This window comes from Haloferax sp. Atlit-10N, from assembly GCF_003586325.1.
GTDB classification, from domain to species: Archaea; Halobacteriota; Halobacteria; order Halobacteriales; family Haloferacaceae; genus Haloferax; species Haloferax prahovense.
The window spans coordinates 37,948-55,058 of the sequence record NZ_PSYX01000009.1 but is presented as its reverse complement, the minus strand read 5'-3'; the positions used below and the strand labels follow the sequence as shown (position 1 = coordinate 55,058).

Below are 17,111 nucleotides of genomic sequence, written 5' to 3'. Positions count from 1 at the left end.
GTCGCCTCCGCTCCTGCTGAGGCGAGGACAAACAGCGTCCGTTCTCCCTAGTCGCTTCTCTCTCAGTGACAGCTATGCACAGATGTCGTCGGTGCTGGACTCACGTGGGGGGCTGTCTCACGTTTGTTGTCGTTTGAGGAACTCGAGGAGCATCTCGATGTCTTCGGCTGATGCTGACGATTGGCCGAACATGCTCTTGAATCGGTGATCCAACCCGCCTTCTTCGATGAAGGCTTGTGCATCACCGAGTTGCTCACGAAGCGAATCAGCGTCTCCGCGATGCAGATGTGTTTCGACCGTGTCGAGGTCAATTGAGGGAATCGCTGCAAGCACATCCGCGAGATCCGTTTTTCGACCACTATGGAGTTTGGCGGCGACGAGCACTTCTCCATCCGCTGCGCGTGCGGTCGTCGACCGAGTCCCGCCTGAAATCGTCGTCGGAGAGCTGTGTGTGCGTAGATAGTCGAACGACCACTCTGCCTTGGTTTGTCGGCAGCCGAGGCCGTTCACGAGAATATCCACGCCGACCGGATGTGGCAGCCCTTCAGTGCGCTCAAAGAGTTCGATTTCACGATTATAGATGGTTTCCTCCGGTGGGACTTCGAGGTCAGCCTGCCGTTCGAACCCGCGCGCTTCGAGGAATGCAACGACTTCATCGTAGTCGTCCGGAGCGATGACGAGGTCAAGGTCAGTCGAGAACCGCGGTTCGAACTGACTGATCGCGTACCCACCAACGAGGACGAATCCAATATTTGACTGCTCCAGTTCATCGAGAACTTGGATGAGCGCCTCACTGCGGTCTTCCTGGCTCATGCTCAGGCGGGCTCCCGGCGATAATTCGCATCGGTGTCGACGTCGTCGTACATTCGGCCGAGCATGTCGAGGGCAGACTGAAAGGTTGCGTAGTACTCGTTCGCGAATGCCACGGTTTCCTGAAGCGGAATGACAGGCCGTCCGTCGACCATCTCGGCATCGATCTGTGGCCGGGGCTCGAGGACGACCTGAATGGCACCATCAAGGTCGTCAGCGGGCTGGCGTTCTTCCGCAGTCGGAATTCCGAACCGATCGAAGAACGTCTTCCAGGCGTCGACGTCCTGCTCGCGAACAGCGATGAACAGGGGATAATCCTCCGGGTCGCGGGCGACCTGGTAGCCACCGCGAGTCCAGACGTAGACTGCATCGATGGATGTGAATGCATAGTATAGGCCGGCGAACTGGGGGAGAACGTACACCTCCGTGATGGATGGCGGCGAGGTGGCTGCTGCCGTCGTCAGGAACTCGAGACCGGCGTCTCGGAGCGTCTGATCGACGAGCTGGAGGCCATCATCGTACGCGACGTATCCCGCTTCTTCGATGCGGTTCACGACGCGCCGAATCGTCTCCCGGTTCTCGTCGATCTTTCGCGCGACGCCGGAGATGGAATCGCCTTGGTCAAGCGCGAGGATGACCTTGAGTTCCTTCTCACCGCATACTTCGTACATCCTATGGTTACACAATTCTGTGCATCACCCAAAAGAATTACTCTTCGTGTGGGGCTGCTGGCTGGATCTGGCGAGCGTCCTCAGCAAGATCGTGGATGTACTCCCGGAGGAGTTCCATGTCCTCGCGGGCGTCTTCGAGGGTCTTGCCTTTCGCCTTCGCGATCACCTCGTCCTGATCCCTGGTACCGGTTCCACGCTTGAGCTTCACGGTGAGGGAGACGCCGACGTCACTGCGTTCGATGTACTCCGTTTGTGTCGGTTGCTCACTGGCTTCGGCCGATTCGTCATCCGCACGAGATGGCTGGGTGTGTTCTGACATGGATTGCTCTCGGTGAGTGGTGCTTAGATGGTCGGTGCGACTGGCTCGTCAGTCGTCTCACGAAGGGCTGCGTCGATCTCGCTGGCGGTGAGTCGCCAATACTCGTCGGACCCCGCGCAGTCCAACTGGCTCACGACCTTGTTTTTGAATGCTTGGTAGTGATCGAGGGCGAACGCTTCGGCACCCGTGTAGTCGAGGAGGAGTGCGAGCGCGAGTTGCGCCGGACCACCGCCGCCATATCCCCATTCGAAGCCCGAGGGACTGTGTTTTACCAGCGCGAGACTCCGCTCTGGCGTGAGCCGTTCGTGACCAGGACGTTTCTCAACGATAGCCCGCCCGCTCTGCCGATACCCGACGTAGGCGATGTCGCGGTCGCTCGGTGGACGTGTCTGTTCGTGCGAGTGTGTGTCGCTAGGTCTACTCATCGGTCTGTTCGGGAGCTGCTCGTTCGAGCACCCCCCGCACCCCTCTCGGGGGGTCAACAAACAGAACGTGAAAAGGAATTATCTGATATTCTAGGATACAGGGGATTTAGGCTGGATAATTGAGACGGGTGGACGATTTCTCGATATAAGACTCAAACACCCGGTTTAGCCTACCGGCAGTTTATAATTTCGTGATGAATAAGAGGAGATATGGACCGGCGAGCAGTCCTCGCTTCGATTTCAAGCGGGCTTGCCTTCTCGCTCGCGGGATGTACTGGCACCAGAAGCGGTGCTACCCCCGGGAACGCTGGTGATCCCGGCACCTCGCCCGTGGCGGATTTTGCGATGACGCCGGTCTCGGATACCGAGATCGCACGACGCGTCACGTACCGAATCGACTTAGAGCACCGTACGTCGGAGCGTGAATTGGCGACGGCCGTGATCTCGAACGGATCGCAGACAGTTACCGCGACGAACGCACCGGCTCCTGAAAACCGCCCCTTCATCTACAACGGGTCGGTCTACGAACTCTCGTACGAGGTCCTCGACGCGGAATCAGCAACCACATTCCGCCTCACGCTCTCGACAGTCGAGAGTGCTAGCCAAGACGAGGACTCGATCCGATACCAGAATCTACCAACGGTCGACAAGGGCGTCCTTGGGCGCTTCGGATGGGACGACGGGGGTCCTTTTGAGGCACAGAGCGTGGAGACCGTCTATACCGATGACGAGATCGTTGACTCCGTGTTGGTTCCGTCCCCCGACTATGAGATTATTGAGTGGAGTAGCGGCACCACGGCTCGCGTTGGCGTTGAGGAATCGAGCGGAACTGAGCAACGCACCTACGAGTATACCGCCCAGCAGGTCCATGCATCCGCGGCGGAATTTGGCCGGTCGGTACGGGCCGATCATGCGTTTGTCCTCACTGATCTTTCCGAAGAGCAGACCTCGGTCGTGTCGACGGCGATTGAACACGACCACGGGTATCAGGTTGACGAGGGTGATCCCCCGGAGGCATTCAGCCAACTCGTTGATCGATTTGCTCGCGAATCCGAGGCCACGCCGGTCTACGAGGACGACGAGTCGGATTCGTCAGTGTCCGGCTCGTACATCGTCCGGTACGACGACGAGATCTATTGGACCGAGCTGTTTGTATCAGAGTCGAATGGCTGAGCGTTCTACTCGGTCGTTTCCGGACTCAGGGGATAGGGAGGCTCGGTATGCTCGGTTAGCTGCCATCAACGTTTTCGGCCTTGATCTCGGCCGCGGTGTAGCTGGTCCGAGGGCTGGAAACGACGGGCGGTGTCTGGACTGCGCTCAGTCCCCCGATTGCTCACGGCCGCGGATCCGGTGGTCGGGAACCAACCTATATCGGCTTTCGCGCTTGGCTCCGCTCCGTGACGACCTCCCGATGCAGCAACGCGCAAAGCTCTATGACGCTCTTGGCGAGGTCGAACGCTGCCGCTTGCGGCCGGAGGTCGTGCTGGTGAAAAGGATCGTCCCTCGGCCCGGTCAACCCGGACTAACCAGTCCGAGGGTGGCTGGACATAGCAGAGGACGGATGTCGAGAACTCTAGGCGAACACGAAGTGATCATCGTCTGTTCGGCGGTACAACCACCAGTGGTCGGGGGCAACCTTGCTGTCGCTTGCAGAACTCATTCGTAGGTCGGGACGGATGGGCCGTCCCGCACCCCTCGCGGGACGGAAAACACCAACTGTGACCGGAGTGCTTGCTTACCGGGGACGAACTACATCCCCGTCGCGCTCGAGAATCTGTTTGGCGACCAGTCGGTCAATCGCGTCGTCGACGGCGTCTTCCTGGTCGTCCGACAGCGCCCGGACATTCGCGAGGACTCGCTCCCGGATGGCGTCGACGTTGTCGATGCCATCGTCGACCGCTCCCAGAACGGTGTATTCGATTTCGAATTCCGTGGCGAATTCCGTGATCTGGGACGCGAATGTATTCGGAAGTCCCGAGAGGGAGTTCACCGCCATCTCGATTGCGAACAGCGGGTGCGAGCGGTCGCGGATCTGCTGTGCTTCAGTCGCGCCGGTGTTGAACGGTCGCTGCTCGTTGATCTCGTTCAGAATCACCTCGTAGTTTACCCCTCGCTGGGCGTACGTCCGTATATCCTCGATGTCGCGTCGCCGGCCACTCGCTAGGTCACCACCGGAAACCGCTTTGAGCAAGAACATATCCTCATCGGAGAGGACGAATGCTGTCGCGTGGGTCCCGGCCCAGAACTCCGCTGCCCGGTCGTGCATCCGGTCGGTGATCCACACTTTCCCGACGACTTGCCGCTCGAAGAGATCGATCTGAAGTCCCCGCGCATCGTGCTGCAACTCGACAGTCTTTCCGACCCCCTCGAACGACTCGGTCGGCTCGTCAACGACCGTGAATCCTTGGGACGTGAGCGTCTGATAGACGTGCTCGAATTCGGACACCACACCCAGCGCGAGGTCGATATCCTCCGTCTGGTCTTTCAACCCTTGAACTGTCATCGCAGACCCGCCGAGGAGATACACCGTCACAGATTCCGAGAGCCAGCTGTCGAACTCCTCGAGAAACTCTCTGATCGCGTCGCCGCCACTGAACACGGTCATGAGACACCGTACTGCTCTTTGAGCGCCATGAATTCTGCTTCACTCGGGATGATGACAGGGGACTCCGCCGAGCCGTCGGACTCGCCCTGGAGTGACCGATACATCGCAGCGACTGCGGATTCCACCCCGTACCACCGCGCCGTCTCCGTGAGCGTCTCCTGGTCGATGTCCAACTCCTCGATCAGGAGCATCGCATAGCTGACGCGGCGGGACCCGCGATCGCGGACGAGCGTGTGGCACACCACGTCGGCAGGTGTGAGTTCCTCGTCCGGGGCATACCAGAACGCGGGTTCGCCCGCGAGGAAAAACTGCAGGCCGTACTCTGCAAACCGGGCGAGCCCAGTCAGTTGCCAGTCGGGGGCGGCCTCGAGTGCCTCCGTATCCGCGGCTGTCTGCATGTGGACGAGTGCTCGCTTTGGATCACACCACTCGACGGTCGCACTCGGCGCGAGTGTCCGGACTCGCGACCGGTGCTCGTGTTGCACGACGGCACGGGCGAACGCCAGCAGCGGCGAGAGGTCCGCACTCAACGCGTACTCCGGGCCGGATGGGGACAGCATCGCGCGATGCTTGAGCGGTGACAACGCCTTGTGGACGCCCTGTCGCGTAATGTCGAGTCGCTCGGCGATCTCGGCCACCCGGCGCGGCTCGTCAAGATACCAGCACACCCGGAGTGTGGCTGCCGAGAGGAGGTCGGGCCACTCGACGTGACTGAGCTCCGACTGCAGGGTCCGGTACGCTTCGACGACCGGGTGGCCGGCGAGGTGGACCCGCCGCTGGTTGTTGGGCCCACGGCGTTCGTCGAGCAGCCCCGCTTCGATCAATTCATCGAGGACGTCGTACAGATGTGCCTGCGAATACTCGGTGTCCGTCTCGAGGTCAGCCGCCGTCGCGTCCCGGCCGGTACTCAACGCATCGATGACAGCGAGTCCGGCTCTAGTGAGCATCTGTGTCCACTCTAAGCCCCATTCATATAAATACGTTTCTGGATTTAGGTTGACGAAATTCCTATTCAGTGACGACGTCTGTGAGTGCGGTCTCTAGCGACCCGTGGAACTGCCAGCTGGCCTGCTCGAAGGCCTCGTCAATCGGGCCGTCCCAGCGCGGGAACGCGGAGTGACCGCTCACTTTGACTGTCCACTCGGTCGGCTCGTCGAACGGGTTCTCCGTCGGGAGTTCCACGACGTAGAGGTATTCCTCGTCGCCGTGGATGCCGTCAGATGGATCTTCGACACCGTGTCCCAGCAGGAACAGCGGCTGGTCCAGATGCTCCATATTGGACGGCTCGAGGAGATCCGCTGGCTGAGCCGCGTCGATCGTTCGTTCTGGGTCGCCATCCAGATAGAGGTCGATCGTCGAGAGCTTGTCGAGGAACACGAACGTCGCCGCCGCGTAGCCCGGTCCGCGCTCGGCCCGGGTCGCATCGAGCAGCTCTTTCAGCTGTGCAAGATCCCGGAGGACGCTCCTCGGGTGGCCATCCGAATGCCGGTATACCTGCGCGACGCGGTCGGCGCTGCCATCTGTCTCACCGGTCTGTTCGACTCGTTGGACGAATCGGAGTTGGCTCCGTGTCGACATCGGTACTCGCCGGCGCGTGTGCGCCGGCACCCATCGCCGGCGCAGAAACAACACCACGCAGTCGTTGCGGGATTGCAATCCGCTACGCGAGATGTGACACCTCGTCTGGTTCCTCCACGTCGTCGAATTCACCACGCTCGACAGGCTCCCAATCCTCCCCAGGTGCTGGACTCCACCAGTCGACCTTGTAGGCATCTGGTGCGCCGAGGATCTTCACCCGTGCCGACCCATCGGGTAGGTCGCGACGGAGCTTCTCGTCGACGTGGAGGTTCCACGTTGAGTGGGTGTCGAAGCAGGCGAGGACGGCCTCCTCGTATCCACGTGTCTCTCGGGATTCTTGGAGTTCGACCTGTGTGTTGCAGTTCTTGCAGAACACACCTTCGAAGGGAATGTGACTGAATACCTCGTGTCCGCAGACGGGACACCAGAGGCACTCGAACAGTGCTTCGCTGTGGCGGTCGATGACTTCCAGACTCATCTGTGGATCTGGCCCGATTGAGACGGGCCACCCATTCTGGCCCAAAAATAAACACCATCGCAGATACGTTCCAATCAATCAGCGCTCGGCGCCGTACACGATTCTCGAGGATGCTTCGTACCCACAGCTCCGACACTCGAACCAACGCTGAACCTTCGCGCCGTCAGCCGTTTTTCCGCCGATTGCCACATCGCTGTTCGGACACTCGGGACAACTCAGTTCGGGCGCTGGCCGTTCCCGGAGCTCGTTACGGAACGATTTCGCGTCTTTCGTCTCGTACCCCCGCGACCACACTGGGTAGCCGTCGACGAGGATTACGCCACGCCACTTGTAGCGGTACGAGTCCGGTGCTCGGTGTAAGACTGCCCGAGCTCCGGTCTCGGTGTTCCGGTATGCGAGTGTGGGCGACCGACTCTCGCGCTTCCAATTTGTGATCCGGGACATCTGTTAGAAGTGGACGTCGGCGGGCACGATCCAGAGTTCCTCGCTCTCCTCCAGCACTCGATCCAGCTGCTCACGGTGACGGATCCCGTTCGCATATTCGTTGTACAGGAAGATCGTTGGCCCGTCGTAGGCGCCGACCTGGTGGAAGGCGTGCCGAGCGAGATCTTCGTCGCGCATGATCTCCTCATCGGAAAGTTCGTCAAGTGCCTCCCTCACCCGTTCGAGATTGCGCTCGAACTCCTCTTTCGTCGCCTCCCAGCCACGCTCAAGCAGGTCTTGGCCGTCATCGGAGTCGACGGGGGCTGCAGTCGGTAACTCACCCCATCGCGCCTTCCCCGCAACGGACGTGTCCTCCTCATCGAACGTCACGTGGTAGTCGAAGACAGCGCCGGCGTGTGGGTCCGCGCCGACCAGGCGGTCGAACACCGACTTTCCGCTGGCCAGTGCGTCGTCGTGGGTCGATTCTTCTACCAGAGCGTAAATTACCATGTGCATCTCGAACACCTCGAAACGCCGACGCACCGGGAGTGGTTGATCGTTCGCTCCTGCTGCGCCGGCACCCATCGCCGGCGCTCGAAAAACCCTGATCTAGCGGTCGATTCTTAGGACTCGTTCGTTCGATCGACTGTGATGGTCAGGTTTCCGGACTCGTAGTCAGCTTCGAAGTCGACGGTGAACGCATCCGAGTCATATGCGGCGTGGTAGGCGCGGTGACGCCTTAGCGAGCCCGTCGCCTTGAAGTGGAAGAACGCAGCCGACGTGTAGGGCTTACTCTGCGTCTCGATTTGCGTCTCAACTGACGCCGGAAGTGCAATCTGTGGCGTGTCGGTGTCAATACTCGCAGCGAACTCCTTCGCTTCCTCGACGGTCGCCTGTGAATGTGCGGGCGTCTCGCCAGTGAGCACGTTCACCGGTGTCTCCGTCTCATCGGTGAACAGGACATCGTGGAAGGTGCGCGTCCCGAGGACTGCGTCGGGATCTAACTCGCAATCGTGGAATGGATCGTCGTCTGAATTCTCGGGCATCAAATCACGAGCCAACGGTGGGGCTCAGTCCTTTCTGCCCCAGACAAACCACAACTAGTCTCGATGTAGCGGAGGTAAGTCCCGAAAGAAGAGCGTCCTGCCCGCACTTCCCGCCGCAGAATCAGGCGTCGATGATTCGATCGGGCTCGATTCGTGACAACCGCATCGCGTTCCCGGTGACGCCGAGGCTCATCCCCATATCTCCGACAACGACTGCCAGCGCAACGCTGACCAGGCCCAGCGGCACGCCTAACGCGAGCAGAAGCTTCACGCCGAGGCTCGCCCAGATGTTCTGCCGGATCACGCCGTTGGCCGTATGCGACAGGTCGTACAGGTACGGGAGTTTCCCGATGTCGTCGCCCATCAACGCAATATCAGCCGTTTCGAGGGCGGTGTCGGTGCCCGCCGCGCCCATCGCGATGCCGACCTCCGCAGTGGCCAGCGCGGGGGCGTCATTGATGCCGTCGCCGACCATCGCGACCTCACCGTACTTCGCCTGTAACTCTTCGACCGCGTCGACCTTCTCGTCGGGTAGGAGTTCGGCGCGATATTCATCGACACCGACCTGCTCGGCGATGGCGCGGGCGGTGCCCTCGTTGTCCCCGGTCAGCATCACTACGCGCTCGACGCCCAGCTCGTGCAGGCGTTCGACAGCCCGCTTCGAGGCTGGGCGTACCTCGTCGGCGATGGCGATCGCACCCAGCAGTTCCGACTCCGTCCCGACGATAACGACCGTCTTGCCCTCCCGCTCCAGTGAGGTGAGCGCGTCCTCGGCGAACGCCCCGTCGTCGGCCTCGGTCGCCTCTTCCGCCACGACGCCGCCGTCTGTCTCGCGGCGTGCTCGAGCGAGGTCGAAGCCCAGCTCCTCGAAGAGCGCGGGCTTGCCCGCATAGTACGTCTCGCCGTCGATCTCGCCCCGGATGCCCTTCCCCGTGAGGCTCTCGAAGCCACTCGGGTCGGGCAGGTCGCCCACGCCCGCCTCCTCAGCACGGGCGAGAATCGCCGCAGCGATGGGGTGCTCACTGCGCCGCTCCAGCCCGGCGGCGCGACGGAGCAGATCATCCTCAGTGGTGTCGCCGACCGGGACGACATCGGTGACGGCGAGTTCGCCCTTCGTGAGCGTCCCCGTCTTGTCGAGCGCGACGGCATCGACTTCGCCCATCGCTTCGAGGTAGTTGCCGCCCTTGATCAGGACGCCGTTCTTCGCGGCGCTGGTGATGCCCGACACCACCGAGACGGGTGTGGAGATGACGAACGCACAGGGGCAGGCGATTACCAGCAGGGTGAGCCCGCGGATGAACCAGGTCTGCCAGTCGCCGGCGAAAGTGAACCCGTACCCGGCCACGTCCACCGAGATGGGGTCGGCGATAACCAGCGGCGGGATAGCGGCGGTCAGGATTGCCAGCACGACGACGAGGGGTGTGTAGTAGCCGGAGAAGCGGTCGACGAACTGCTCAGACTCGGTCTTCTTCGCCTGTGCGCCCTGTACCATCTCGATGATGCGCGAGAGCGTCGAATCGCCAGCGGTCGAGGTGACCTCTACCTCGAGGTACCCCTCTTCGTTGATCGCGCCGGCGTAGACCTCGTCGCCGGCAGTCTTGTCGACGGGGACGCTCTCGCCCGTGATCGGCGACTGGTCGACTGCACTCTCGCCGTCGATGACCGTTCCGTCGAGCGGAATCTTGTCGCCGGGGCGGACGACGACGGTCTCGCCAACGTCGACCTCCTCGGCGGGAACGGTCACTTCCTCACCATCGCGAAGGACGGTCGCCTCGTCGGGCGAGAGTTCCATCAGCTCGCGCAGGGAGTCCCGTGCCCTGTCCATCGCGTAGTCCTCGAGCAGCTCGGCGATGCTGAATAGGACGGCCAGCGTGGCGGCCTCGACGAAGTAGCCGATACCGGTCGCCGCGATGATCGCCGTCCCCATCAGCAGGTCGATGTCGAGGCTTCGGTTCTTCGCGGAGTAGTACCCGCTACGGACGACGGGGATGCCGCTGGCGGCGACGGCGCCGAGGAACAGGACATCTGCGATGTGGAGCGGGTACTCGAGGACGCTCGCCACCGTGACGTTCTGTCCGGTGAGGAGGAATTCGAAGAGGAGGCCGAGCGTGACGAACGCCGCGCCGAGCCACGTCTTCTTCGCGCGAGGACTCGTCCAGACCTCCGATGGTGGCGCGATGTCGACGCCGTCGGTCGCCTGGTTGTCCTCATCATCGCCCTCAGCGTCCGAGCCCCCGACGACCTCGTAGCCGGCGCCTTCAATCGCCTTGATTACGTCGGCTTCGCTAGTCCGATCAGGGTCGTACGTGACGTTGGCCGTGCCGGTGGTCGGCTGGAGCGTGGCGTCAGTAATGCCGTCGACACGCTGGAGGCTCTTGTCCACCTTTTGGGCGCAAGAGGGACAGTCCATCTCGGGAACGGCGAGGCGGGCGGTCAGCTCACGTCGCTGTCCGCCGCCGCTCGTTTCTCCTGCTGCGTCCGGATTCTCTGTCATTACCTCACGGTAGGAGTGGGAGTTCCATATGTCTTTGTTGGAATATTCCAACTGCGGCCCTCAGTGCGATGCCAGCCGTTCTTCCGCTACCCGCTCGCCGGCGACATGTTGCTTCGCCAAATGTTCTTCCGCCCGACGGAGTCGGTAGGTGAGTGTTGACCGTGGCACGTCGAGATGCTCGGCGAGTTCGCCGACGTCGACCTCGCGGGGTGACTCGTAGTAGCCGTGTTCGACAGCGGCCTGGAGTGCGGCCTCCTGTGCTGGCGGCAGGCCGCTCGGTGTCCCGTCGCCTCCCCCAGCTGATGTCGTCGTATCCGCGGTGCGGAGCATCTCCATCTGGGCGCATTCCCCGACGGCAACCCCGAGGGAATCGAAGAACGCCGCCACATCGCCCTCGTCGGAGTGAATGAGCCGCCACGTGTAGTGGCGGCCCTCGTGACGGGTCTCGAACAGCACACCGTCGCCGAGGTGGTCGCGGGCGATGTGGGGGACTGAGGCACAGGCAGGGGTCCGCTCCCAGTCGGAGTAGAGGATGAGCGTGTCGTCCGTGCGGTCGAGGACACGGGTGGTCTGGGTTGCGCCGCAGTCCTCGGTGGCGAGACAGTCGGCGTAGTAGTCGCTGTTGCGAAACGCGTCCTCGATGGCGTCGAGTGCGTCCGGAGTGCCGGTGGCATGGTCGACTCGCCAGAGCTGGTCGGCAGTGGCGTGCAGCGAGAGTGAACGAACGCGAGCGTCGGGGTGGTCTGCGAGGGCGTCCGCCACCCTGTTGCAGCCGGGCTCGTATTCGAGAGCGAAGACGAGTTCGCGCATACCCCGACTAAGGCCTGCCACGACATAACCCATGGCTTGGGGCGATGTCTACTGGCGGGTATCAGATCACGTCGTCCGGGTCGTGAACCTCCTGCATTCGCTGTGCTTCGGCCGCGTATTGCTCCTGGAGGTCGGGGTCATCGACCATGCCAAGATTGCCGGGTTCAGCATCGACTGCTGCTGTCGTATCTCGGACGTCGGTGAAGGACGTGAGTGCGCGTTCCTTCCGATAGTACTGTTCTCCATCGGGTGTTGCGTAGGTGAGGACGATCAGGTTCTGCTCGTCATCGGAGTACGTCCGTTCGACAAGCCAAACACGAACGTCATCTTCAGACTGATTTGACATACTTAGACGTCCCCCGATATCCACTAAGGGATTGGTGTTACGGCTTGCCGAGACTCGCTGTCTCGAAGGGTGATTCTCCGGTCGGAATGAGCAGCTCCTGTCGGTCTCCGACCCGCTCAGCGAGCTTCCGTTTCAGATACTGTATCGCCGTTGACGGCGTGAAGACGCCCTTATCGAGCATGTCGCCGACGACGTCTTTGAGGGCCGCGAACTGTCCCTGTAGGTGGCCGTCGCCGACCGGCTTGCCGTCGTACCAGCGCACCGTCGCGAGCGCGCCGTTCCCGACGGTCTCTCCCTGTTCGACCGTCTCCGAGTCGTACTGCAGCCCGAACCACAGCGTCCGATAGGCGGTCACCTCGAAGGTGGGTGACACCACGAAGATCGCCTCGTGGTGGAGATAGTCGAGGTGGTCCGCGACGATCTCGTCGAGGGTGAGCCCGGTGGCACGGGGCTTCGGCTTGACGACCGACGACGGACGATCCTCGCCGGCGAGGTAGCCGTCGACGCCATCTGCTTCGAGGCCATCGGCCAGTTCCGCCAGCAGCTGTTTCGCCCACTTCGAGTCGGTGTCGTCGCCACCGAACGGTGTTTCGGCCGAGATTCGGTGCTTGAGCTTGAGATTCGCTGCACCCCAATGAGAGTAGTGGAGCGTGTACTGTCCGTCTGTGCGTTCGTACGCAACGAGTGCGCGGTGGCCCATTGAACAATCTCCTTGCAGGACGACCCACGACTGGATCGCCCCGCACCCCTCCCGGGGGACGAACAACGCTACTCGTCGATCGGGTCGGGGGAACTGAGGTCCGCGTGGAGGACTTCGCCGTCGCGAACGACGTACCGTTTCGCCAGCACGGGAAACCGGCACTTGGTAAATCCGGCTGTCTGGATGTCGAATTCTTCGTTCGGTTCGAGATACTCCGCGAGCGACCGGAGGAACTCGTGAGTGACGATGCCACCGTCGTAGTCAGGAAGACCGTTCTCACGGGCCTCGTACACTTCGAAGCTGTCGTAGCCCCAGATAACGAGTTCGCCGTCGTCGTCCACTTCCCAGTTGAGCGTCCCGAAGCAGTGGTTCTCACAGAGCTCGCGGACTGCCTGTGGATCCGATACGAGCGCGCCGGTCGATGTCGTTGCGGCTTGCAATGTTGCCATGGATTGTTCTCGGGAGCGGTCTCGCGCCCCCGCACCCTTTCAGGGGGCGAGCAACTGCTCACGCTGTGACGGCCACATGACGTTGCGCTGCCGATGCGTCGAGCTGTCAGGATTCTCTGTTGATGTCACCGTCCCTCGTCGTATTCGGTTGGGTGAGAAAATCTACCTGCTCGAGGAGCGTCGTCGCGGTGCTAATTCGCTCTCGATCAGCGGGCTCCAATTGGTCGCTGTCGATACTGGTGAGGCTACTGAGCGCGCGGTGGAGTCGATAGCCGGGGGTGTCTCGTGGATCCATGTGTGCGCCTCCGCCAATTCTCGGCGCCGAAAAACACCGGCGGGCAGTCAGCAGGTGTGGTATCGTCGGGTGGTCGCGAGCTGGCTTCTGTTAACCAACAACTCCGAGCCGACACCAGAATTGTTGGTTAATTTGACGTCGTCTTTACTGATCGGCTTCGGGTTCGGGCCCGTAGCGTGGCGTGCCGCACCGCTGACAGCCCCACATTGGCTGCCCGGTCCACTCGTCATCGGGGACAGCCTCGAACTCGCGGAATCGATGCTTAGTCTTCCGATCACACTCCCGACACTCGAGGTGAGTTCTCTTCGGGCGCTCGCGTCGTGGCTGTTCGGTATCGGTCTTGTCAACGGATTCCTGGACCGCAATCGCTGGCACCAGCCAGAGGTCGCCGTCTGCGTCCTCACGTAGGCTTGCAAGACGATCTTCGGAGTGAACCCCACTCCCGGTTTCCTCGTAGAGGAACGTCGTGTGCTCGCCGTCGTGACAGGACTGCGTCGTCTCTGTCCACGCCGTCCGCTCACGAGCAGCCGCGAGCAGCTGATTACCACATTCAGACGTGACCCGTGTCGCCGAGGGGAGCGAGGGCCACTGATCGACAAGCCGTGGGGCCGGTTCCTCGTCGAGATCATAGATTAGCTTGCAGTCATCGACTACTGGGTCATCGTCTGCCTTCGCGAGGAGGGTGGCCGCAGCAGATCCCTTCCCGACGGCGCCGTAGAACGTCGACGCCTCAACGACTATGTGGATGATATGGAGGAGAGTCTGTTCGGCAGTCGATGTGTCCTGATCGTCGGCTGCTTCGAGATGGTTCGTGAGACAGAACCGGCACTTCGACTGGCCAGCGGGGATCGACGCTCCACAGGAATCGCACTCGGTCTCACCTTCTGTCGGGTCGTCTGGATAGCCCGCGTCGACGCCACCAGAGCGTTGCCGCCGGGGCTCGCCACTACTACTGGCGAGTTGATCGTCGGGAACGTGGGTCGCTTCGCCGAGCGGTCGGAGGGCTTCGTAGTCGGCGTACTGGTCGGTCATAGAGTGATCTGGCCGTATCATGCTTCGTCTTCGGGTTTAAATAATGGCTCTCACATCAATCAGCCTACAGACATACAATCGAAAATCAGCAGTGTGGGCGTTAGACAGCCAGTTCGTCCAGCGCGTCGCGGTGGGTCCGCACGGTGACCACCGAGACGTTCGCAACGTCAGCGACGTCCGACTGGGTGAGCCACCGTCCGTCTTCGCGTCCGGCCTTGTACAGACAGGCTGCAGCGAACCCGGATGGTCGAACCCCCGTGGTTGCTCCGGTCGATTCGGATGCTTCCGCCAACTGCCGAGCCCGCTGCCGGATCTGATCGGAGACGTCGAGCTCCGACGCCAACCGCGGAACGAACGCGCTGGGCGTCACGGGCTGGGCTGGCAGGCCAAGTTCCGTATTCAGCGTCGTGTATGCGTTCGTCATCCGCGATTGCTCGACGCGCGCCGACTCGGTGATGTCGTCGAGCGTTCGCGGCCGCCCGTTACACCGACACGCGCCGTAGACACTCGCGGCGGCCATCGCCTCGATCGACCGGCCCTGCAGGAGGTCCTCGTTCTGAGCGCTGCGGAAGAGCTGGCAGGCCTGGTCACGGATCGTTTCGGACAGTTCGAGTGCACTACTGATCCGGCGGACTTCACTAAGCCCGTGTGCAAGGTTGCGTTCGGCTTTCGACTGAAACCGCCCACGCGTCTGTTCACGGCGCATCCGAGCGAGCCGCCGTCGCTTCTGTCCTGAGAGTTCGTTCCCGTTTGCATCGGTCCCGCGGCCGATCTTCGTCGACAACCCACGATCGTGCCGCGCCGCCGTCAACGGAGCGCCTGTGCGCTCGCGCTCGTCTTCGTCGAATCCTCGCCACTCCGGCCCGTGGTCGATTCGCTGCTCGTCGACGACGAGGCCACAGTCCTCGCAGACGGTTTCGACCGCGTTGGTGGTGACCCGGCCATCGCACTCGGGACACTGGTTCGAGTCGGTCTCGGTTTGGACGTCTTCGTCGAACGTCGTCTCGTAGATCTCTCTGGTAGCCATGAATACGCACGAGGGGGATCACCTGGTCTCCGTCTCTCGGAATGCCCCTCACCCATGAGGGGGCACAAATATACCACACGGAACGGCGCTGACTCCGATGAGGTGCAGTGGCGAAAGCCCGGCCGCGCAACGGCGCGTGAGCGCCGTGAGCAGCCCGGACCGTGGAGGTGGTGGGAGGTGGCGGTGACCGCTACACACCAGCAAAAAAGGGGCGCGTCGCCCTGGCTCCTCCTCGACCGGGATGTCTGAACTCCAACCAGACTACATTTATTGTTGCCCAAGTCGTAGTTCTCCGTTATGAAACCCGATACGCGCGAAATCATCAACGAGGAGCTCTGGCGGAGCGTCGTCTGGCTGGCCATCGGCCTGTTTGGCTGGTCGCTCATCCTCACGTCGACAGATGTGCTTGCGGCGACAGCGCTCACTGCGCTTGGATTACCACTCCTCACAGCAGCGGTGCTGGCAGCGGTAATGGTCGGGATCCGTCTAGCGACTGGCTTCGAACTGAAAGCGAAGACCGAAGGCAGCCAGCTCCTCTGGTTGATCGTCGGGAGTGTGCTTGGAGGGTTCGTCGTGCTCTACGACGTGCTCCTGAACGGACGTGACCCGCTCATCGTCCTCGGCTACGTTGTCGCTGTCGGGCTCGGGGTCCTGATCTGGCGTGTCGCTCGGCGACAACAGTCGACGGCGTGAGTATGGATTGGCTCACTGCATACAACGGCCTCCTCGTTCGTATGGGGCTGTATCTTTTGATTTTCTGGCCGACGGTCGGGTACTATGTGTACCGGGATTCGGTGAAACGAGGATTGTCCTCGCCGCAACTTCGCGGGGTCACGTATGGGTTCCTGGGAGTACCAGGGCTGCTCGTCTATTTGTACCGGAAAACTCGTGCAGAGACGCAGTCAGCGTAGCCGTCGAGGTATAGCCACAGAGAACGGTTCGAACGGGCAGTATCTGAGAACAGTTGGATTCTATCAAACGAGCGCTATGTACGATAAGCCTCCCTCAACTCACCATCGCCTGTTTTCATCCCATAACATCGACCGACCACTCTAATTGGTAGTTACAGGGTATTGAGTGAGCCATCTCAATTGACAATTGACGGCCCATACTGAAGAACCAGCCCAGGAATAATTACGCCGACGAGAATGAGGACGCCGACAAGCATGGTATACGGAAGAGCAGTGAAGGTACTCAATCCGAGGAAGAGCGCCACCGCTACGAATACACAGACTGAAATCACAACGTTCTCTCGGGAAACAAATGGTTCGTTCCGTACGATGATGCCCATTGAAACAGCCAGCAGTACTAAAATCGCGATTACTGCAGCGGTGAACACCTGCATTGAGTCGATTGCAAGTCCGTAGAACAACCCCAGACCGGCGAACACGTACGCGAGCCCCAAGGCTGCGAGCCCGGCCAACTCTGTGCGTGAACGGTCGGCTTCCTCGTTATCCACAGTTGTTGGCATATGGTTATTTTGATAGCCACGACATATAACACCCTGTTATATCGGGGAATTGACCGCTGAGACCAGCCTACAGTACTCGATAGAATTTCCGTGTTGCATACAGAGGGAAGATATATCATGCCAGCAGGAATT

General features: G+C 61.3%; 22 protein-coding genes. 2 read left to right on the top strand and 20 right to left on the bottom strand.

What is annotated here, in order from left to right; all coding sequences use genetic code 11:
* Window positions 1-117: 117 nt before the first annotated feature.
* From C5B91_RS18960 to C5B91_RS18945, 4 genes are read right to left on the bottom strand one after another with little or no spacing between them, the layout of a single operon-like run.
* Window positions 118-813: a nucleotidyltransferase domain-containing protein gene (locus tag C5B91_RS18960; RefSeq protein ID WP_119712843.1), complete on the bottom strand. Its 696-nt coding sequence runs from the start codon at window positions 811-813 to the stop codon at window positions 118-120.
* 2 nt (window positions 814-815) lie between these two features.
* Window positions 816-1,481: an RNA polymerase subunit sigma-70 gene (locus C5B91_RS18955; RefSeq protein WP_119712842.1), complete on the bottom strand. Its 666-nt coding sequence runs from the start codon at window positions 1,479-1,481 to the stop codon at window positions 816-818.
* Between the two features lie 37 nt (window positions 1,482-1,518).
* Entirely contained in the window at window positions 1,519-1,800 is a 282-nt protein-coding gene (locus C5B91_RS18950) for a hypothetical protein (protein WP_119712841.1), read from the bottom strand.
* A 23-nt stretch (window positions 1,801-1,823) separates the two neighbouring features.
* Window positions 1,824-2,225 (bottom strand): DUF6166 domain-containing protein, encoded by a 402-nt coding sequence (locus C5B91_RS18945; protein WP_119712840.1) that lies wholly within the window; start codon window positions 2,223-2,225, stop codon window positions 1,824-1,826.
* Between the two features lie 210 nt (window positions 2,226-2,435).
* On the opposite strand from C5B91_RS18945, the gene C5B91_RS18940 reads away from it, so the two are divergent.
* Window positions 2,436-3,398: a hypothetical protein gene (locus C5B91_RS18940; protein ID WP_142980749.1), complete on the top strand. Its 963-nt coding sequence runs from the start codon at window positions 2,436-2,438 to the stop codon at window positions 3,396-3,398.
* A gap of 562 nt (window positions 3,399-3,960) precedes the next feature.
* Here the strand turns inward: C5B91_RS18940 and C5B91_RS18930 are convergent.
* The 15 genes from C5B91_RS18930 to C5B91_RS18860 all read right to left on the bottom strand — a co-directional run bounded on the left by C5B91_RS18930 (window position 3,961) and on the right by C5B91_RS18860 (window position 15,508).
* Window positions 3,961-4,830, bottom strand: coding sequence for a hypothetical protein (locus C5B91_RS18930; protein WP_119712838.1), 870 nt, complete (start codon window positions 4,828-4,830; stop codon window positions 3,961-3,963).
* Window positions 4,827-5,777, bottom strand: a complete 951-nt coding sequence (locus C5B91_RS18925; protein ID WP_119712837.1) for a MarR family winged helix-turn-helix transcriptional regulator — start codon at window positions 5,775-5,777, stop codon at window positions 4,827-4,829. The genes C5B91_RS18930 and C5B91_RS18925 overlap by 4 nt, the downstream gene beginning before the upstream one ends.
* Before the next feature lie 61 nt (window positions 5,778-5,838).
* Complete coding sequence (locus C5B91_RS18920) at window positions 5,839-6,408, bottom strand: hypothetical protein (RefSeq protein ID WP_119712836.1); 570 nt, start codon at window positions 6,406-6,408, stop codon at window positions 5,839-5,841.
* An 82-nt stretch (window positions 6,409-6,490) separates the two neighbouring features.
* Window positions 6,491-6,886 (bottom strand): hypothetical protein, encoded by a 396-nt coding sequence (locus tag C5B91_RS18915; protein WP_119712835.1) that lies wholly within the window; start codon window positions 6,884-6,886, stop codon window positions 6,491-6,493.
* A gap of 78 nt (window positions 6,887-6,964) precedes the next feature.
* A complete protein-coding gene (locus tag C5B91_RS18910; RefSeq protein WP_004594498.1) occupies window positions 6,965-7,330 on the bottom strand; it encodes a hypothetical protein in 366 nt (121 codons plus the stop codon).
* A gap of 3 nt (window positions 7,331-7,333) precedes the next feature.
* Window positions 7,334-7,825, bottom strand: coding sequence for a hypothetical protein (locus C5B91_RS18905; protein WP_119712887.1), 492 nt, complete (start codon window positions 7,823-7,825; stop codon window positions 7,334-7,336).
* Between the two features lie 107 nt (window positions 7,826-7,932).
* Window positions 7,933-8,355 (bottom strand): hypothetical protein, encoded by a 423-nt coding sequence (locus C5B91_RS18900; RefSeq protein ID WP_006183447.1) that lies wholly within the window; start codon window positions 8,353-8,355, stop codon window positions 7,933-7,935.
* Between the two features lie 121 nt (window positions 8,356-8,476).
* Entirely contained in the window at window positions 8,477-10,849 is a 2,373-nt protein-coding gene (locus C5B91_RS18895) for a cation-translocating P-type ATPase (protein ID WP_199708850.1), read from the bottom strand.
* Window positions 10,850-10,909: 60 nt separating this feature from the next.
* A complete protein-coding gene (locus C5B91_RS18890; RefSeq protein ID WP_006183449.1) occupies window positions 10,910-11,659 on the bottom strand; it encodes a helix-turn-helix domain-containing protein in 750 nt (249 codons plus the stop codon).
* Between the two features lie 61 nt (window positions 11,660-11,720).
* Window positions 11,721-12,005 (bottom strand): hypothetical protein, encoded by a 285-nt coding sequence (locus C5B91_RS18885; protein WP_119712834.1) that lies wholly within the window; start codon window positions 12,003-12,005, stop codon window positions 11,721-11,723.
* Between the two features lie 37 nt (window positions 12,006-12,042).
* Entirely contained in the window at window positions 12,043-12,705 is a 663-nt protein-coding gene (locus C5B91_RS18880) for a DUF6735 family protein (RefSeq protein ID WP_006183451.1), read from the bottom strand.
* 68 nt (window positions 12,706-12,773) lie between these two features.
* The gene (locus C5B91_RS18875; RefSeq protein ID WP_006183452.1) at window positions 12,774-13,154 is read right to left on the bottom strand and encodes a hypothetical protein; all 381 of its coding nucleotides are present in this window, start codon (window positions 13,152-13,154) and stop codon (window positions 12,774-12,776) included.
* A 106-nt stretch (window positions 13,155-13,260) separates the two neighbouring features.
* Window positions 13,261-13,449, bottom strand: a complete 189-nt coding sequence (locus C5B91_RS22695) for a hypothetical protein (RefSeq protein WP_096396460.1) — start codon at window positions 13,447-13,449, stop codon at window positions 13,261-13,263.
* A 144-nt stretch (window positions 13,450-13,593) separates the two neighbouring features.
* The gene (locus C5B91_RS18865) at window positions 13,594-14,481 is read right to left on the bottom strand and encodes a hypothetical protein (RefSeq protein WP_115862221.1); all 888 of its coding nucleotides are present in this window, start codon (window positions 14,479-14,481) and stop codon (window positions 13,594-13,596) included.
* A gap of 100 nt (window positions 14,482-14,581) precedes the next feature.
* A complete protein-coding gene (locus tag C5B91_RS18860) occupies window positions 14,582-15,508 on the bottom strand; it encodes a transcription initiation factor IIB family protein (RefSeq protein ID WP_119712833.1) in 927 nt (308 codons plus the stop codon).
* A gap of 297 nt (window positions 15,509-15,805) precedes the next feature.
* On the opposite strand from C5B91_RS18860, the gene C5B91_RS18855 reads away from it, so the two are divergent.
* Window positions 15,806-16,201 carry a hypothetical protein gene (locus tag C5B91_RS18855; protein WP_119712832.1) on the top strand — a complete coding sequence of 132 codons (396 nt, stop codon included), beginning with the start codon at window positions 15,806-15,808 and terminating at the stop codon, window positions 16,199-16,201.
* 394 nt (window positions 16,202-16,595) lie between these two features.
* On the opposite strand, the gene C5B91_RS18845 is transcribed toward C5B91_RS18855, so the two are convergent.
* The gene (locus C5B91_RS18845; protein ID WP_119712830.1) at window positions 16,596-16,979 is read right to left on the bottom strand and encodes a hypothetical protein; all 384 of its coding nucleotides are present in this window, start codon (window positions 16,977-16,979) and stop codon (window positions 16,596-16,598) included.
* Window positions 16,980-17,111 lie beyond the last annotated feature (132 nt).

Bases quoted from the DNA above. Each gene is read 5' to 3' on its own strand.
- C5B91_RS18845 (WP_119712830.1), bottom strand. From the start codon at position 16,979: ATGCCAACAACTGTGGATAACGAGGAAGCCGACCGTTCACGCACAGAG.
- C5B91_RS18960 (WP_119712843.1), bottom strand. From the start codon at position 813: ATGAGCCAGGAAGACCGCAGTGAGGCGCTCATCCAAGTTCTCGATGAA.
- C5B91_RS18930 (WP_119712838.1), bottom strand. From the start codon at position 4,830: ATGACCGTGTTCAGTGGCGGCGACGCGATCAGAGAGTTTCTCGAGGAG.
- C5B91_RS18940 (WP_142980749.1), top strand. From the start codon at position 2,436: ATGGACCGGCGAGCAGTCCTCGCTTCGATTTCAAGCGGGCTTGCCTTC.
- C5B91_RS18955 (WP_119712842.1), bottom strand. From the start codon at position 1,481: ATGTACGAAGTATGCGGTGAGAAGGAACTCAAGGTCATCCTCGCGCTT.
- C5B91_RS18890 (WP_006183449.1), bottom strand. From the start codon at position 11,659: ATGCGCGAACTCGTCTTCGCTCTCGAATACGAGCCCGGCTGCAACAGG.
- C5B91_RS18855 (WP_119712832.1), top strand. From the start codon at position 15,806: ATGAAACCCGATACGCGCGAAATCATCAACGAGGAGCTCTGGCGGAGC.
- C5B91_RS18885 (WP_119712834.1), bottom strand. From the start codon at position 12,005: ATGTCAAATCAGTCTGAAGATGACGTTCGTGTTTGGCTTGTCGAACGG.
- C5B91_RS18875 (WP_006183452.1), bottom strand. From the start codon at position 13,154: ATGGCAACATTGCAAGCCGCAACGACATCGACCGGCGCGCTCGTATCG.
- C5B91_RS18900 (WP_006183447.1), bottom strand. From the start codon at position 8,355: ATGCCCGAGAATTCAGACGACGATCCATTCCACGATTGCGAGTTAGAT.
- C5B91_RS18945 (WP_119712840.1), bottom strand. From the start codon at position 2,225: ATGAGTAGACCTAGCGACACACACTCGCACGAACAGACACGTCCACCG.
- C5B91_RS18915 (WP_119712835.1), bottom strand. From the start codon at position 6,886: ATGAGTCTGGAAGTCATCGACCGCCACAGCGAAGCACTGTTCGAGTGC.
- C5B91_RS18860 (WP_119712833.1), bottom strand. From the start codon at position 15,508: ATGGCTACCAGAGAGATCTACGAGACGACGTTCGACGAAGACGTCCAA.
- C5B91_RS18925 (WP_119712837.1), bottom strand. From the start codon at position 5,777: ATGCTCACTAGAGCCGGACTCGCTGTCATCGATGCGTTGAGTACCGGC.
- C5B91_RS18880 (WP_006183451.1), bottom strand. From the start codon at position 12,705: ATGGGCCACCGCGCACTCGTTGCGTACGAACGCACAGACGGACAGTAC.
- C5B91_RS18865 (WP_115862221.1), bottom strand. From the start codon at position 14,481: ATGACCGACCAGTACGCCGACTACGAAGCCCTCCGACCGCTCGGCGAA.
- C5B91_RS18905 (WP_119712887.1), bottom strand. From the start codon at position 7,825: ATGCACATGGTAATTTACGCTCTGGTAGAAGAATCGACCCACGACGAC.
- C5B91_RS18910 (WP_004594498.1), bottom strand. From the start codon at position 7,330: ATGTCCCGGATCACAAATTGGAAGCGCGAGAGTCGGTCGCCCACACTC.
- C5B91_RS18895 (WP_199708850.1), bottom strand. From the start codon at position 10,849: ATGACAGAGAATCCGGACGCAGCAGGAGAAACGAGCGGCGGCGGACAG.
- C5B91_RS22695 (WP_096396460.1), bottom strand. From the start codon at position 13,449: ATGGATCCACGAGACACCCCCGGCTATCGACTCCACCGCGCGCTCAGT.
- C5B91_RS18950 (WP_119712841.1), bottom strand. From the start codon at position 1,800: ATGTCAGAACACACCCAGCCATCTCGTGCGGATGACGAATCGGCCGAA.
- C5B91_RS18920 (WP_119712836.1), bottom strand. From the start codon at position 6,408: ATGTCGACACGGAGCCAACTCCGATTCGTCCAACGAGTCGAACAGACC.